This is a genomic window from Blastococcus sp. PRF04-17 (genome assembly GCF_023016265.1).
Classification (GTDB): domain Bacteria; phylum Actinomycetota; class Actinomycetes; order Mycobacteriales; family Geodermatophilaceae; genus Blastococcus_B.
Genome location: NZ_CP095412.1, coordinates 3,252,218 through 3,266,922, shown reverse-complemented (window position 1 = coordinate 3,266,922; position 14,705 = coordinate 3,252,218). Strand labels below are relative to the sequence as shown.

Below are 14,705 nucleotides of genomic sequence, written 5' to 3'. Positions count from 1 at the left end.
CGGACCGAACACGTGTTCGGTCATTGCTACCGCCGGGCACCGACAGTTCTCGACACCCGGCGGCAGCTGAGGAGGACGTTAGGAAGGCGCCCCCGGGCTCGTCCAACACCGGTGTGCACGCCGATCTGCACAACTTGTGGACAAGTCGGTGGATTCACGCCTGTCGACATGTGGAGAGCCCCGGGGACACCTGCGGGCCACGTCGCCGCTTCCCCGTTGTCACCTGCGGGTACGGCGCTCACCGGCTGTGGACAGCAGAAAGTCGACAAGAAAATTTCGGAGGACGCACCACGTGTCACAACTCCGTCGCGCGCTACCCACCGGAGTTCTGCACGGAGCGACCTGCTTGTGGCAGGAAGTCACAGCGGCACCCTCAGGAGCCCGCTGAGCACCCTGCGTCAGCGCGGGTAGGGAAGCGGCGTCCGGCGCAGCCGGCTGGGCCTTCCGGGGGCGCTCAGGGCTTCCCTGCCGGGTCGCTTCGTCCACAGACGCCGCGAGGGGCGCCGGACCGGAGTCCGACGCCCCTCGCGGGCGGTACGTGTCGCGGCAGGATCAGCCGGCGACGACCTCGATCTCGAGCGTCGTGCTGACCTCCGGGTGCACCCGCACGGTGACGGTGTGCTGGCCCGTGGTCTTGATGCTGGCGGGCAGCTCGATCCGGCGACGGTCGAGCTCCGGACCACCGGCGGCCGTGACGGCCGCGGCGACGTCGGCGGTCGTGACCCGACCGAACAGCCGGCCACCGGCGCCGGCGCGGGCCGGGACCCGCACGGTCAGGCCGGCCAGCTGGCCGGCCAGGGCGGTCGCCTCCTCCTGCGAGCGCACGTCGCGAGCGGCACGCGCCCGGCGCAGCGAGTCGATCTGCTTCTCGGCACCCCGGGTGGCCACGATGGCCAGCCCGCGGGGCAGGAGGTAGTTGCGGGCGTACCCGCCCTTGACCTCGACGGTGTCGCCGGAGGAACCGAGACCGGTGACCTCCTGCGTCAGGATCAGCTTCTGGGTGCTCATGATCAGCGCGCCGTGGAGGTGTAGGGCAGCAGCGCCATCTCACGGCTGTTCTTCACGGCCGTGGCGACGTCACGCTGGTGCTGGCTGCAGTTGCCGCTGACACGGCGGGCACGGATCTTGCCGCGGTCGGAGATGAACTTCCGCAGCAGGGTCGTGTCCTTGTAGTCGATGTAGGTCGCCTTGTCCTTGCAGAACTGGCAGACCTTCTTCTTGACCTTGCGAATGGGGGGCTTGGGCACCGGAGTTCTCCAGGTAGATCAGGGAGTCGTTGTTCAGAAGGGCGGTTCGTCGGACGGACCGGCAGGCGTCGACCAGGGGTCGCTCGCGCCGCCACCGCCGCCGCCGGAGGAGCCGAAGCCGCCGCCGCCGCCGCCGCCACCGCCGAAGCCGCCGCCACCCTCACCGCGCGAGGCCTTGGTGACCTTCGCGGTGGCGTAGCGCAGCGAGGGGCCGATCTCGTCGACCTCCAGCTCGATGACGGTGCGCTTCTCGCCTTCCTTGGTGTCGAACGAGCGCTGCTTGAGCCGCCCGCTGACGATGACCCGCGAACCGCGGGTGAGTGACTCGGCAACGTTCTCGGCCACCTGCCGCCACACGTTGCACCGCAGGAACAACGCCTCGCCGTCCTTCCACTCCTGCGACTGACGGTCGAAGGTGCGGGGGGTCGAGGCCACGGTGAAGTTGGCAACCGCGGCACCGGACGGCGTGAACCGGAGCTCCGGGTCCGACGTCAGGTTGCCGATGACGGTGATGACGGTCTCGCCGGCCATGGTCAGTGGACCTCGGGCCGCATCAGCTTCGTGCGGAGCACCGACTCGTTGAGGTTCAGCTGGCGGTCGAGCTCGGCCACGGCAGCGGGCTCGGACTCGATCGTGACGATCGCGTAGATGCCCTCGATCTGCTTCTTGATCTCGTAGGCGAGCCGGCGACGGCCCCAGATCTCGGTCTTGACGGTGCCACCGGCCTGGTGACGACGGTCAGGAACCGGTCGAGGGACGGCGCGATGGTGCGCTCCTCGAGCTCGGGGTCGAGGATGACCATCAGTTCGTAATGACGCACGGAGAACCCCACCTCCTCTGGTCTCGGCGGCCGCAGTCGGTCTGCAGCAGGAGGGTCGTACAGGCGTCGCGCGCCCGGGCAGTCGCCAGGACGCGCAGGCCGAGGCTACCAGCGAACGGCCGAACGGCCGTCGCCCCCTGTGGACGACGGCCGTTCGGCAGGGCGATCTACCGGGACGAACGCGAGGCCTGGTGCGTGCGGACCAGCGCGGCGATCACCGCGGCCAGGGCGACGACGGCGGCGAGGGCCGCGGCGGGCAGCGTCTGCGCGGAGCCTCGCTCCCCGGCAGCGACCCGCTCGGCGCTCTCCTCCTGGAGCGACGTGCCGTCGAGGCCGGCCAGCTGACCGAAGACCGGCACCGACGCCCCGTCGTAGCCGCCAGGAGCACCGCCGGACCCGGACGTCGGACCGCCACTCCCCGAAGAGCCGCTCGACGAGCCACCGGTGACGGCGGCGAAGCGCGCCGGGTCGAACGCCGCCGCGGCGGCCATGTCCGCGGGAGCCAGCCGCGGGCCGGTGCTGGTGTCGTACTGGTACGCGGGACCGGCCGGGGTCGGCGTGCCGGCCGCCGGAGGCTGACCGGCCGGCGGTTGCCCCGTCGGGTTCACCGTGGTCGGCGGCACAGGGGCGTTGGGTGCGGGCGCGGGGAGGGGAGCGGGCACCTGGACCTCGACCTGCGGCAGCTGCGGCAGGTTCACGCTGGGCAGCTGCGGGACGTCGGGGGCGATCGTCTGCACGACGTAGGGGATCGGGGCCGGCAGCGGGGGCAGCTGGCTGGACACGATGCTGACGACCTGGTTGGCCACGTCCGCGGCCAGGCCGGCCTGCGGGACGATGCGGTAGGTGTAGGTGATGGTGCCGTTCGTGGCCGGGTCGTTGAACGTCCACGCCGCCGACTGACCGTTCTGCAGCGCCTTCTTCTGCCCGAAGAACGTCACGGAGACGTCGGTGTGCACGGTGGCGCTCAGGCCGCCGACGATCCCGACGGTGATCCCACCCTTGTTCTGGGCGGGGATCCGGTTGACGAACGTGACCTGCCCGCCCCTGTCGACGCTGGCCGCGGGCGGGGTGAAGTTCCTGATCTCCACCGTCGCGGTGGGGGCGGCGGAGGCACTGGGCGCCATGAAGACGGCGAAGGCCGCCACGGCGAGCCAGCCGAGAACCGCCACGGCGAGCCCTCGTCGCGCGTTGCGACGGATCCGACCGGTGCTCATGCTTCGTCCAACCTCCACGTCGACGTCCAGGACCGTGCTCCTCCTACCGAGGAGTAACCCCCGTCACGCTGCAAGAACGATGATGTGTGGACTGGGTTACGGCTAAACGTGGATTCGCAGACGTTCTAGGGTCGCCGACGTGGCTCCCCCAACCGCCCGACACCCGATCGGCGTACACGTCGGCCCCGGCCTGACCGAGGCGAACGAGCTCGAGGACGGCGGTCCGCTGGCCCGAGCGGCGGAGATGGATGCCGACGGGGTGCAGATCTTCCTGACCGATCCGCAGAGCTACAAGAGCCCGAAGCCGCGCCCGGACGGCGACGCGCTGCTGGCCGGCGACGTCATGGTCGTCGTCCACGCGCCCTACATGCTCAACGTGGCCTCGACCAACAACCGGATCCGGGTCCCCGGCCGCAAGCTGCTGGCCGAGCACGCCGGGGCCGCCGCGGCCGTCGGCGCCCGCGGCCTGGTCGTGCACGGCGGCCACGTCCTCGCCTCGGACGACCCGGCCGTGGGCGTCGAGAACTGGCGCAAGACCTTCGCCTACCAGGCGAAGAGCGGCGGCTTCCCGCTCCCCCTGCTGATCGAGAACACCGCGGGCGGCGGAAACGCGATGGCCCGCGAGCTCGACGCGATCGCCCGGCTGTGGGACGCGGTCGGCGAGTTCGGCGCCGGGTTCGTGCTGGACACCTGCCACGCCTGGGCGGCCGGCTGGGACCTCGCGACGGTCGTCGACGACGTGCAGGCGATCACCGGGCGGATCGACCTCGTGCACCTCAACAACAGCCGCGACCCCCACGGTTCCAGCCGCGACCGGCACGCGCCGCTGGTGGGGGGCGAGATCCCGACCGGACTACTCCTCGACGTGGCGCGGGCGGCCGACTGCCCCGTCGTCCTCGAGACCCCGGGCGACGCCGCCGCGCACGCCGAGGAGATCACTCTCGTCCGCGCGGCGCTGGCCGGCTGACCCGCCGAGCGTCCGTACGTCCGGTGCGTGGTCGAGCACCCCGCCCGCGGGGTCGTCGACGCCGGGCCACGTCGTCCGGACGACGTCCCCGTCGGGGTGCAGTACGTCCCGCACGACCAGCCCCATCAGCACGACCACGGCGATGTCGCGCAGGCCCACGCCGAGGAAGAACCACTCGATCTCCACGCCGCGGTTGTCGGCGCCGAGGTACCAGAGCAGCCGCGGCACCCACAGCAGCGCCTCGGCGGCCTGCCAGAGCAGCAGCGACCGCCACTTCGGGCGGGCGAGCACGGCGAGCGGCAGCAGCCACAACGAGTACTGCGGGCTCCAGACCTTGTTGAGCAGCAGGAACCCCGCGACCAGCAGGAAGGCCAGCTGGGCCAACCGCGGTCGGACCGGCGCAGCGAGGGTGAGCCAGGCGGCCCCGGCGACGAGCAGCACCATCGAGGCCGCGACGACGCCGTTCAGCACCGACGGCACCTGCCCCTCGGCGAGCGGGCCGTCGAAGAGCCGGTGGTCGGTCGCGTGCAGCAGCATGTTCCAGATCGAGTCGGGGTCCGCCGGGCGCGTGCGGTTGAGCCGGAAGAAGCGGCCCCAGCCCTCCGGAGCGGTGAGCGCGACCGGCAGGTTGACCGACACCCAGGTCACGACGGCGGCGAGCGCCGTCCGCAGCCAGGCCCGGAGCCGGCCGGCGCGCAGGCACAGCAGGAAGAGCGCGACGAGCAGCAGCGCGGGATAGAGCTTCGCCGCGACGCCGAGACCGAGGAGGACCCCGGCCGTTCCCGGCCGCCGTCGCGCCCACGCCCACATGCCCAGGGTCGCCAGGGCAGCTGCGAACAGGTCCCAGTTGGTGAACGCGTGCACGAACAGCAGCGGTGACAGGCCCACCATGGCCGCGTCCCAGGGCCGGCGGCCGGACAACCCGAGGACGGCGCGGACGACCAGCAACGCGCAGAACGAGAGCAGCAGACAGGTGACGACGTAGTAGCTCTGGACGGCCGGGACCGACGGCAGCAGCCCCACCGCGGCCGCCAGCGCGTCGTAGCCGCGTCCGAGGGCGGCCGCGCCGGCCATGAAGGCGCCACTGAGCACCGGGTACTCGACGGAGGAGTCGAGGTAGGGGAGCGCCCCGCTGTCCAGCTCGTGCACCGCGAACAGCGGCACGGCGTCGGAGTAGCAGAAGTGCGTGTACTGCACCCAACCCGCCCAGTTGCCCGTCGCACACGGAGACTGCTTGATCCAGGCCAGACCGAGGACTGCGGTGGCGAAGAGCAGGCAGACCCGCAGCGGCGTCCAGAACAACGCCCGGCCGGTGAGCGCGTGCCTCCCCCACGGGCCGCCGACGGACTCGGCTGCCTGGGCGGCGACGGGGTCGGTCCAGGACGGGACGACCCGGTCGGGGGCCACCGGCCGGCGGGACGCCATGGGCCCGTCCGCTGCTGCGGACGGGCCCGTGGAGGTACTGCTCACCCGCTCAGTGTGCGGGATCGGTCTCAGCCGCCGCCGTCGCCGGGCCTGCCTCCGCCACCCCCGCCGGGGTTGCCGGGCAGCTCCGGCGAGCCGGGCTGCTGGCTGTTCGGGACGTTCGGGTCGTTGTCGTCCGGGTCGACGTCGGAGTACACGCCGTCCCCGTCGTTGTCCACCGGCCGGGGGGCGTTCGGCACGTTGGGGTCGTTGTCGTCCGGGTCGACGTCGGAGTACACGCCGTCCCCGTCGTTGTCCACCGGCGCGGGCGCCTGACTGGTCGAGGTCCGCGACGGCGTCGAGCTGGACGTCGTGGTCTGGGTCGGCTCCGGGTCCGGCGCGGGGGCCGGGACGCCCTCGCCGGTGTCGCCCTCGATCTGCGGCTCGTCGGGCAGGTCCTCCTCCGGGGTGTTGAAGAGGACGGCGTTCATGAACTGCTGCCAGATCTGACCGGGCAGCATGGAGCCGTAGATGATGCGCCCCCGGTAGTCGCGGATCGGCTCCCGCTTCTCCGTGCCGATCCAGACCGCGGTCGAGATCGACGGCGTGTAGCCGACCATCCAGGCGTCGGAGTTGTTCTCCCGGTCCAGGCCCTGCGTACCGGTCTTGCTGGCCACCTCGCGTCCGCCGTCCAGCGGGCGGTCGGACCAGGAGGCGACGCGCTTGAGCGCGTAGGTGACGTCGTTGGCCACCTCCGGACGGATGACCTGCTCCCCGGGCTCGCCCTCGTTGGTGAGCAGGACCCTGCCCTCGCTGTCGGCCACGGAGACGATGAAGTGCGCCGGCCGGTAGATGCCGCCGCTGGCGAAGGTCGCGAAGCCCACCGCCTGGGAGATGGGGCGCATCTCGTACTCGCCGATGCCGATCGAGGAACCGGTCAGGCCCTCGGCACTGGTGAGGGTCTTCTTCGGCTCGCCGCCGATCGTCCACTCCTCGGGCATCCCCGTCGCCGCGAGCGCGAACTCGCGCACCTTCTCCGGGCCGACCTCGTAGGCCAGGCCGTAGAACGTGGTGTTCAGCGACCGGGTGATCGCCTCCTCGAGGGTGCAGGCGGGGCAGGAGGCGCCGCCGGAGTTGACCACTTCCTGGCCGGGCCGGTCGGGGAACTCCTGCGGTGAGCTGCCGTCGCGGCGGGCCTCCACGCTGATGCCCTGGTCCAGGGCGGCCGCGAGGACGTAGGGCTTCATGGACGAGCCCGGCTGGCGCTGCGCCTGAGCGAAGTCGAAGTCCGTGCCGGTCGCCCCGCCGTAGTACGCGAGCACGCCGCCGGTCCTCGGGTCGACGGCGACCAGCGCCTCGCGCAGGTTCTCCGGCTCGCCCTGCATCACGTCGTTGACCGTGGCCACCGCGGTGTCCTGGTGGCCCTTGGAGATCGTGGTGGTGATCCGCAGGCCCCCCGCGTCGACCTGCTGGTCGCTGTAGCGGTAGCGCTCGACGAGCTCCTTCTTCACCTGCTGGACGATCAGGCCCTCGGGACCGGACGGGATCCCCAGGGACGAACCCGCCTTCGGCAGCACCTGCGGATAGGTGGAGGCGGCCCGCTCCTCGGCGGTCAGCCAGCCCTCCTCCACCATGGCGTCGAGCACCCGCTCCCAGCGGTCGACGGCGTCCTCGGGGCTGACCTCGGGGTCGTACCGCGAGGGACTCCGGATGAGGACGGCGAGAACGGCGCCCTGCTGTGCGGTGAGCTGCGCGGCCGGGACGCCGAAGTAGGTGTTGGCGGCCGACTCGATGCCGTAGGCGCCGCGCCCGTAGTAGATGGTGTTCAGGTAGTTCTCGAGGATCTGGTCCTTCGAGTAGTTGTTGTCGAGCTTGATCGACAGGAACAGCTCCTGGAACTTCCGGCTGAAGGTCTGCTCGGTGTTCTGCAGGATCGCGTTCTTCACGTACTGCTGGGTGATGGTCGAGCCACCCTGCGTGGAACCACCGGTCACGTTGTTCCAGGCGGCCCGGACGATGCCGGTGAAGGAGATGCCCGGGTCGGAGTAGAAGCTCCGGTTCTCCGCGGCGAGGACGGCGTTGCGCGCGGGCTCGGCGATCTGGTCGAGCGAGACGTTGGTGCGGTTCTCGTCACCGAGGCGGGCCATCTCCGTCTGGCCGTCGGAGTAGTAGATGACCGTCGTCTGCGCGTTGGTGATCGAGTCCGGGCTGGGGACCTCGGTGCTGGCGTAGACCACGCCGACGAAGACGCCGAGCAGCACCAGCAGGCCGGCCATGACGCCGGCGGCGATCTTCAGCCGGCGCTTCCGGCGCTGCTTCTTGCTGCGCGCCCCCTTCCCCTTCGGCTTGCCGGAGGGCCGGGCCGGTCCCTTGCCACCGGGCGGACGACCCGAGCCGCGGCCCGCGGCCGTCCGCGGCGGAGCACCGGCGCGCGACGCGGTCGTCCGTGCGCGGCCGCCGGCCGGGGGCCGCGGTCGCTGCCCTCCGCCACCGCCGGTCGGGCGGCTGCGCGTGGGGGCCGGACGGCCGACGGATCCGGCGCGGGGCGCGACGGGCGAGGTCTCGTCGTGGGACGGCACGAGGAACCCCTCTCTGACATGTCTCTGTCGTAAGTCTGTGTCGTGGTCGTGCTGCGCGGCGACGGGCCGGGGCCGGTCACCAGCGTGACGTCTTCAGCTGTGCAGGCGGGGGAGGCCCGGGCGCGATTCCGCCCAGCAGTTGCTGCTGTGACGGAGGGGTCCGCCGGGGCGGCTTCCGGCCGCCGGTCGCTACTCGGTGGCCACCCGCCGCCGGCTCCTGCGGGGCTGGTGTCCGGGTGCGGGCTCGGCACCCAGGACGTACGAGAAGCCCAGGTAGTTCCATCCGCACCCGCGGCACACCTCGACCGCGTACACCGTGAACTCCTCCTGCATGGCGTCCATGCGGACGAGTTCGGCCTCCGTCTTCGCCTGGCCGGACGTCGGGCCCAGCGAGTCGCCGTACACGTAGTTGACGCGGATCAGCCGCTCCTTGCGGCAGATCGGGCAGCCGTCGTCGGTCGCCTCGCCGTGGTACCTGGCCGCCCGGGACAGGTAGGGACTGGCGTCGCAGACCTCGAACAGACCCGTGCGTCCCGCGTACACGTCGGCGAGGACGGCTCGCCGCTGCAGCGAGTAGTCCACGACGGATCGACGTCCGGGCACGGTGGTCAATGTACCGACGACGCAGGTGGAGGGGTGGCCGTTCGGCGGCGAGTGGGCCCGGAGGGTCCCGCGCAGCCGTCGAAGGCCACGCTCCACGCAGCGGGGGAACGGCAATGGGCCGCGGTGCATTCCGGAGGAGTGCCATGTCATGAGCGATGTATCGTGTCGATACATCGGATCGAAGGCGGAGGAGGGTGCGCGTGCTCGAGTTCGCCATCCTCGGCCTGCTGCACCGGTCCCCGATGCACGGCTACGAGCTGCGCAAGCAGCTCTCCGAGGTGCTCGGCGGGCTGCGCAGCATCTCCTACGGGTCGCTCTACCCGGCGCTCCGGCGGATGCATGCGGCCGGCCTCGTCTCGACGGACGAGCCGGACCCGCGCGCTCTCCTGCCGGCCGACGCCCCGCCCCTCACCGGCCGCCGCGGAAAGGTGGTCTACACGATCACCGCAGAGGGCAAGGAGCGCTTCCACGAACTCGTCGGGCAGACCGGCCCCGAGGCCTACGACGACGGCGGGCTGTTCGGCGTCCGGCTCGCGTTCTTCCGGCACACCGCCGCCGACGTCCGGCTGCGGATCCTCGAAGGCCGCCGCCGCACGGTAGAGCAGCAGCGCGAGGGCCTGCGGTCCTCGCTGGCGCGGACCCGCGAACGGCTCGACCGCTACACGCTCGAGCTCCAGCGGCACGGACTCGAGTCGGTGGACCGCGAGGTCCGCTGGCTCAACGAACTGATCGATACGGAACGTCGCGAGGCGACCACCACACAGAGCAGCAGCTCGGAGAAGGAGAATCCATGGGATCAGTGAAGGTCGCCATCGTCGGGGTCGGGAACTGCGCGGCCTCGCTCGTGCAGGGCGTCGAGTACTACAAGGACGCCGACGAGACCGCGTCGGTGCCGGGGCTGATGCACGTCCGCTTCGGTGACTACCACGTGTCCGACATCGAGTTCGTCGCCGCGTTCGACGTGGACGCCAAGAAGGTCGGGCAGGACCTGTCCGCGGCGATCGTCGCCAGCGAGAACAACACGATCAAGATCTGCGACGTGCCGCCGCTGGGCGTGACCGTGCAGCGGGGCCACACGCTGGACGGTCTCGGCAGGTACTACCGGGAGACGATCGAGGAGTCCGACGACCAGCCGGTCGACGTCGTCGCCGCACTGCGCGAGTCGGGCGCCGACGTCCTCGTCTGCTACCTGCCGGTGGGGTCGCAGGAGGCAGCCGAGTTCTACGCGCAGGCCGCCCTGGACGCCGGCGTCGCATTCGTCAACGCGCTGCCGGTCTTCATCGCCGGCACCAAGGAGTGGGCGGACAAGTTCACCGCCGCCGGTGTGCCGATCGTCGGCGACGACATCAAGTCGCAGGTGGGCGCCACCATCACCCACCGGGTCCTCGCCAAGCTGTTCGAGGACCGCGGCGTGCAGCTCGACCGCACGATGCAGCTCAACGTCGGCGGCAACATGGACTTCAAGAACATGCTCGAGCGGGAGCGGCTGGAGTCCAAGAAGATCTCCAAGACCCAGTCGGTCACCAGCCAGGTCGACCGCGACCTGGGCCAGGGCAACGTGCACATCGGTCCCTCGGACCACGTGCCGTGGCTGACGGACCGCAAGTGGGCCTACGTGCGCCTCGAGGGCCGTGCGTTCGGCGACGTCCCGCTGAACCTGGAGTACAAGCTCGAGGTCTGGGACTCCCCGAACTCGGCCGGGATCATCATCGACGCGGTGCGGGCGGCGAAGATCGCCAAGGACCGCGGCATCGGCGGCCCGATCCTGTCGGCGTCCTCGTACTTCATGAAGAGCCCGCCGGTGCAGTACGACGACAGCACCGCCCGGGACGCCGTCGAGGCGTTCATCCGGGGTGAGATCGAGCGCTGAGCCCGACGGACGAGGCCCGCACCCGACCCGGGTGCGGGCCTCGCCGCGTCCTGCGGGATGCGCGGCCTCCCTCTGCATACGCTGCGCGCATGCGCCGACGGCTCGTGCTCGCCTCGGGGGTCGTCCTGGGCCTGGTCGCCGGGTGCGCGTCCGACGACGGGGAGCGGCAACCGGGCGATCCGGTCACCCGGGCCGAAGCGGGCGTGCTGGCCGAGCTGCTGCACCGCAACCACGAGCGCGGCGGCGCGGACTTCGTGCTGACGGCTCCGTACGCCGAGGACGAGCTCCTCACGCTCACCGGCGAGGTGGACTTCCGCGAGTCCGTCGCGACCGGTGAGGCGGTCCTCAGCTTCTCCGACGGGCGCGACGACCGGTCGCTCACGGTGACCTTCACGCCGGAGGACATCTGGTTCGGCGACGTCCCCGGTCTGACGGGTGCCGACGCGGGCGCGACGCTGCTGCGCCGCCCGGTGGTGACCGACGACGGGGACGGCCCGCCCAGGCTCCTGGACGTCGCCGTGGAGCTGTTGCTGAACCTCTCCTCCCGGCGGGACGACGCCCCCGACGCCTTCCTCGACGGGAAGCACACCTGGCAGGGGCAGCGCTCGATCGACGGACGGCTGACGACGGTGTTCGGGCTTCCGGAGGGGCGGAGGGTCGCGGTGAGCGCCGCGGACGACCTGATGGCCCAGTTCGTCACGCCCCTGGGCGGGGACGACGTGCAGGTGACGGTCACGCTGTCCGGCCACGGATCCCGGTCGATCGAGCCGCCGGGGGACGAGGGGACCGCCGAGGCGTCCGACCATCCGGAGGTCGTGGCGGCGCTGGGGCTGTAGCGGGCGGGAGAAGACAGCGGAAGAGGGCGGCCTCTTCCCCAGACCGCCCTCTTCCGGGCCTCTTCCTACCAGATGACCGGCGTCCAGGCATCCCCGCCACGCCGTTCGTCTCCGGATCAGTTCGCCGAAGGCTCCGCCGGTGCCGTGGAGAGGACCGCCAGACGGCCCGTCTGCCTGCCCATCACCGAGCGCCACAGCTCGGGACCGGAGGCGGGACCGAGCACGTCGTCCGGGTGGCTCGGGACGCACGCCCACGCGCCCTCGGCGATCTCGCCGGCCAGCTGACCGGGGGACCAGCCGGCGTATCCGGCGAACACCCGCAGCCCGGTGATCTCGAAGGCGAGCTCGGCCGGATCGGTGTCGAGGTCGACGAGGTAGACGTCGCCGGCGACGCGGCGCAGGGGGCCGGAGGGCTCGGAGAGCGCGGCCGGGGACACGGCGAGGCACAGCGCGGTGTCCGTCTCGCAGGGGCCACCGACGTGGAAGACGCTGGGCTCCACGGCCAGGTCGCACCAGCCGGGCAGCACGTCGCGGATGTCGACCTGGCTGGGGCGCCCCAGCACGACGCCCAGCGTTCCGCTCTCGGAGTGGTCGAGGACGAACACCACGGTGCCGGCGAACGTGGGGTCGGTGAGGGCGGGCATCGCCACGAGCAGGGCGCCCGGTCGGACGTCGTCCAGGCAACCGACGGACAACGCCGGGACGGCGGGAGCGCGGCGTCGACCGGTCGCGGGCCGCACGGGCGGTCCGGACTCGGGATCGGGTGACGCGGGCACCGGAGTCATCGCGTCCAGTGTGCCCCAACCCGACGCCGCAGGGAGGGGGAACCGCCCCCTCCTGGGGAACCGGCAGGTCGGGCCCGGACATCTCGTCCGCACGTAAGGTGACCGGCGTGCCGCAGGCGGAGACCACCATCCGCCACCTGCTCCCGCGGAGGGACTTCCGCCGGCTCCTGGGCACCCGCCTGCTGTCCCAGTTCGGCGACGGCGTCTTCCAGGCCGCCCTGGCCGGCACGGTCCTGTTCAACCCGCAGCGGGCAGCCGACCCGGTCGACATCGCGGCGGGGTTCGCGATCCTGCTGCTGCCCTACTCCCTCGTGGGGCCGTTCGCCGGTGTGTGGCTGGACCGCTGGAGCCGGCGCCAGGTGTTGCTGCGCGCCAACGTGCTGCGGTCCGGACTGGTGGCCGTCGTGGCGGGGCTGGTCCTGGCCGGCGTGGGCGGGACACCGTTCTACGCGGCCGGGCTGCTCGTGTTCTCCGTCAACCGCTTCGTGCTGGCCGCGCTCTCGGCCGGTCTGCCGCACACCGTCGACCAGCCGTCGCTGGTCTCGGCCAACGCGCTGTCGACGACCTCGGGTGCGGTCGCCACGGTGGTGGGCGGAGCGGTCGCCATCGCGCTCCTCCAGGTGGTCGCCTCCGGCGACGTCGGATACGCGGTGCTCGCGCTGTCGGCGGCCCTGCCGTACGTCGCCGCCGCGGCGGTCGTGAGCGGGTTCGACAGGGGGCACCTGGGGCCGGACCACCCCGCGGGCACGCCGCGGATGACCGTCCGCGAGGTCGCGCTCGGAATGGTCGCCGGCGCCCGCCACGTCGCCGTCCGCCCACCGGCCGCCGCCGCGCTGCTGGCGATCAGCCTGCACCGGCTCTGCTACGGCGTCCTCACCCTGATGACGCTGCTGCTCTACCGGAACACCTTCGCCGGGACGGGCGGCTTCTTCCCCGGCGGGCTCGTGGGCCTCGGCGAGGTGGTCGCGGCGGGCGCCGCGGGCACGCTGCTGGCCGCGGCGGTGACCCCGTGGGTGGTGCGGCGGACGGGGAAGCGCTGGTGGATCACCGTCCTGCTGGCCGGTGGCGGGGTCTCCCAGTTCCTGCTCGGTGCGCCGTTCGTGCCACCGACGATCGTCACCGCGGGGTTCGTCCTCGGTTTCCTCGGCCAGGCGGTGAAGATCTGCGTCGACACGACGCTGCACGAGACCGTCGAGGACGACTTCCGCGGCCGGGTGTTCAGCGTCTACGACACCCTGTTCAACGTCACCTTCGTCGCCGCGCTGCTGGTGGGCGCCTTCGCGCTCCCCGAGTCGGGCCTCTCGCACCCGATGCTCGCAGCGGTCGCCGTCGCGTACCTGCTGGCCGCGACCGGCTACGCCCACCTCACCCGCCGCCACTGACTCCTTGCGGAGTGCCACGGCGCGGAAAGCGCGCCCGTGCCACTCCGATCAACGGCCGAGGGCCTGCCACAGCTCCTCCGCGCACCGCGGACCCGCGGAGCGGAGGCGCCGCACCGGGAAGCGGAACAGACGAACTCCTTCCCCCTGGATGGCGTTCTGCCGGCGCAGGTCGCCCTCCCAGTCCGCGGCGCTGAGGTGGAATGCCGCACCGTCGGCTTCGGCAGCCACTCGACGAGCGCGCCAGTAGGCATCGACGAAGTACGTCCCCGCCGGCGTGACGATCTCTGCTCCCCACTCGGGCTCAGGCAGGCCCGCCGAGACGATCACACGCCGCAGATCGCTCTCACCGACCGACCGCATGCCTCGTGCGGCATCGGCAACGGCGTCCTTCAGCCACGATGTGGCTCGGCGGCCGGCCAGACGCACCTCGTCGACGAGGTCCTCGACCCGGGCGAGGCCCTTCTGGAGAACGTCGGCAATGACGTGGTCCACGTCCTGCCGTCGCGTTGCCGTGAGAGCGACGTCGATGGCCGCACGCGCGGCTGACGTCGTCCGCAGCCCGTCGACGACCAGTTCCCCGAGCGGGCGGCGTGTCTGATGCACGACCACGAATCCGGCCGACTCCAGATGGCGACCATGCGGGACCGTCACCTGGACGAGGCCGGCGTCCGGGGGCGGCTCGTACTGCCCACGCACGCCGGCCACGCGCCGCAGGGCGACCGGCTCCTCGATCCGAGCCCCGAGATGGTGCAACGCGCTCGTGTGGGACAACCGGCCTTCGTCGCCGGCCCACGTCAACGCGGCTACCAGCCGTTCGCGGCGAGTGAGCGATCCCGAGTGGAGGACGATCACGCCGGGGATCGGCTCCAGCCATCGACCGGCGTGGACAGCCCGACGAATGCGGTCCTTGCCGACGCCCAGTACTCGCAACTCGCGCCGGTGAGCCACCGATCTCGGGATGTGCACCGCCGGAGCTTGCTGGAACACACGATTCCGTC

15 protein-coding genes are annotated in these 14,705 nt (G+C 71.8%); 5 read left to right on the top strand and 10 right to left on the bottom strand.

Annotated elements, in window-relative coordinates; genetic code table 11:
* Positions 1-552: 552 nt before the first annotated feature.
* From rplI to MVA48_RS16520, 5 genes are all read right to left on the bottom strand, one after another.
* Positions 553-1,008 (bottom strand): 50S ribosomal protein L9, encoded by a 456-nt coding sequence (gene rplI, locus MVA48_RS16540; RefSeq protein ID WP_246981799.1) that lies wholly within the window; start codon positions 1,006-1,008, stop codon positions 553-555.
* Between the two features lie 2 nt (positions 1,009-1,010).
* Positions 1,011-1,247 carry a 30S ribosomal protein S18 gene (rpsR, locus tag MVA48_RS16535; protein ID WP_116452047.1) on the bottom strand — a complete coding sequence of 79 codons (237 nt, stop codon included), beginning with the start codon at positions 1,245-1,247 and terminating at the stop codon, positions 1,011-1,013.
* A gap of 33 nt (positions 1,248-1,280) precedes the next feature.
* Positions 1,281-1,778, bottom strand: coding sequence for a single-stranded DNA-binding protein (locus MVA48_RS16530; protein WP_246981797.1), 498 nt, complete (start codon positions 1,776-1,778; stop codon positions 1,281-1,283).
* Between the two features lie 2 nt (positions 1,779-1,780).
* Positions 1,781-1,918 carry a 30S ribosomal protein S6 gene (locus MVA48_RS24510; RefSeq protein WP_246989265.1) on the bottom strand — a complete coding sequence of 46 codons (138 nt, stop codon included), beginning with the start codon at positions 1,916-1,918 and terminating at the stop codon, positions 1,781-1,783.
* 316 nt (positions 1,919-2,234) lie between these two features.
* The gene (locus tag MVA48_RS16520) at positions 2,235-3,281 is read right to left on the bottom strand and encodes a hypothetical protein (protein WP_246981795.1); all 1,047 of its coding nucleotides are present in this window, start codon (positions 3,279-3,281) and stop codon (positions 2,235-2,237) included.
* A 139-nt stretch (positions 3,282-3,420) separates the two neighbouring features.
* Between MVA48_RS16520 and MVA48_RS16515 the strand changes: the two genes are divergently transcribed.
* Positions 3,421-4,248 (top strand): deoxyribonuclease IV, encoded by an 828-nt coding sequence (locus MVA48_RS16515; RefSeq protein WP_246981793.1) that lies wholly within the window; start codon positions 3,421-3,423, stop codon positions 4,246-4,248.
* On the opposite strand, the gene MVA48_RS16510 is transcribed toward MVA48_RS16515, so the two are convergent.
* The 3 genes from MVA48_RS16510 to MVA48_RS16500 all read right to left on the bottom strand — a co-directional run bounded on the left by MVA48_RS16510 (position 4,135) and on the right by MVA48_RS16500 (position 8,834).
* Positions 4,135-5,673, bottom strand: a complete 1,539-nt coding sequence (locus MVA48_RS16510; protein WP_246981791.1) for a glycosyltransferase family 87 protein — start codon at positions 5,671-5,673, stop codon at positions 4,135-4,137. The genes MVA48_RS16515 and MVA48_RS16510 overlap by 114 nt on opposite strands.
* A gap of 68 nt (positions 5,674-5,741) precedes the next feature.
* Positions 5,742-8,231 carry a transglycosylase domain-containing protein gene (locus MVA48_RS16505; protein ID WP_246981789.1) on the bottom strand — a complete coding sequence of 830 codons (2,490 nt, stop codon included), beginning with the start codon at positions 8,229-8,231 and terminating at the stop codon, positions 5,742-5,744.
* Positions 8,232-8,420: 189 nt separating this feature from the next.
* Positions 8,421-8,834: a DUF5318 family protein gene (locus MVA48_RS16500; RefSeq protein WP_246981788.1), complete on the bottom strand. Its 414-nt coding sequence runs from the start codon at positions 8,832-8,834 to the stop codon at positions 8,421-8,423.
* A 200-nt stretch (positions 8,835-9,034) separates the two neighbouring features.
* On the opposite strand from MVA48_RS16500, the gene MVA48_RS16495 reads away from it, so the two are divergent.
* The 3 genes from MVA48_RS16495 (at position 9,035) to MVA48_RS16485 (ending at position 11,540) form a co-directional block, all read left to right on the top strand.
* Complete coding sequence (locus MVA48_RS16495) at positions 9,035-9,637, top strand: PadR family transcriptional regulator (protein ID WP_246981787.1); 603 nt, start codon at positions 9,035-9,037, stop codon at positions 9,635-9,637.
* The gene (locus MVA48_RS16490) at positions 9,625-10,704 is read left to right on the top strand and encodes an inositol-3-phosphate synthase (RefSeq protein WP_246981786.1); all 1,080 of its coding nucleotides are present in this window, start codon (positions 9,625-9,627) and stop codon (positions 10,702-10,704) included. The genes MVA48_RS16495 and MVA48_RS16490 overlap by 13 nt, the downstream gene beginning before the upstream one ends.
* Before the next feature lie 89 nt (positions 10,705-10,793).
* Positions 10,794-11,540 (top strand): hypothetical protein, encoded by a 747-nt coding sequence (locus tag MVA48_RS16485; RefSeq protein WP_246981785.1) that lies wholly within the window; start codon positions 10,794-10,796, stop codon positions 11,538-11,540.
* A 116-nt stretch (positions 11,541-11,656) separates the two neighbouring features.
* On the opposite strand, the gene MVA48_RS16480 is transcribed toward MVA48_RS16485, so the two are convergent.
* Entirely contained in the window at positions 11,657-12,325 is a 669-nt protein-coding gene (locus MVA48_RS16480; protein WP_246981784.1) for a YqgE/AlgH family protein, read from the bottom strand.
* A 107-nt stretch (positions 12,326-12,432) separates the two neighbouring features.
* Between MVA48_RS16480 and MVA48_RS16475 the strand changes: the two genes are divergently transcribed.
* Complete coding sequence (locus tag MVA48_RS16475; RefSeq protein WP_246981783.1) at positions 12,433-13,707, top strand: MFS transporter; 1,275 nt, start codon at positions 12,433-12,435, stop codon at positions 13,705-13,707.
* A gap of 48 nt (positions 13,708-13,755) precedes the next feature.
* Here MVA48_RS16475 and MVA48_RS16470 read toward each other — a convergent pair whose 3' ends face one another.
* A complete protein-coding gene (locus MVA48_RS16470; protein ID WP_246981781.1) occupies positions 13,756-14,655 on the bottom strand; it encodes an endonuclease domain-containing protein in 900 nt (299 codons plus the stop codon).
* Between the last annotated feature and the right edge of the window lie 50 nt (positions 14,656-14,705).

Coding starts and splice junctions, on each gene's coding strand:
- rplI (WP_246981799.1), bottom strand. CDS start 1,008: ATGAGCACCCAGAAGCTGATCCTGACGCAGGAGGTCACCGGTCTCGGT.
- MVA48_RS16530 (WP_246981797.1), bottom strand. CDS start 1,778: ATGGCCGGCGAGACCGTCATCACCGTCATCGGCAACCTGACGTCGGAC.
- MVA48_RS16520 (WP_246981795.1), bottom strand. CDS start 3,281: ATGAGCACCGGTCGGATCCGTCGCAACGCGCGACGAGGGCTCGCCGTG.
- MVA48_RS16510 (WP_246981791.1), bottom strand. CDS start 5,673: ATGGCGTCCCGCCGGCCGGTGGCCCCCGACCGGGTCGTCCCGTCCTGG.
- MVA48_RS16490 (WP_246981786.1), top strand. CDS start 9,625: ATGGGATCAGTGAAGGTCGCCATCGTCGGGGTCGGGAACTGCGCGGCC.
- MVA48_RS16485 (WP_246981785.1), top strand. CDS start 10,794: ATGCGCCGACGGCTCGTGCTCGCCTCGGGGGTCGTCCTGGGCCTGGTC.
- MVA48_RS16480 (WP_246981784.1), bottom strand. CDS start 12,325: ATGACTCCGGTGCCCGCGTCACCCGATCCCGAGTCCGGACCGCCCGTG.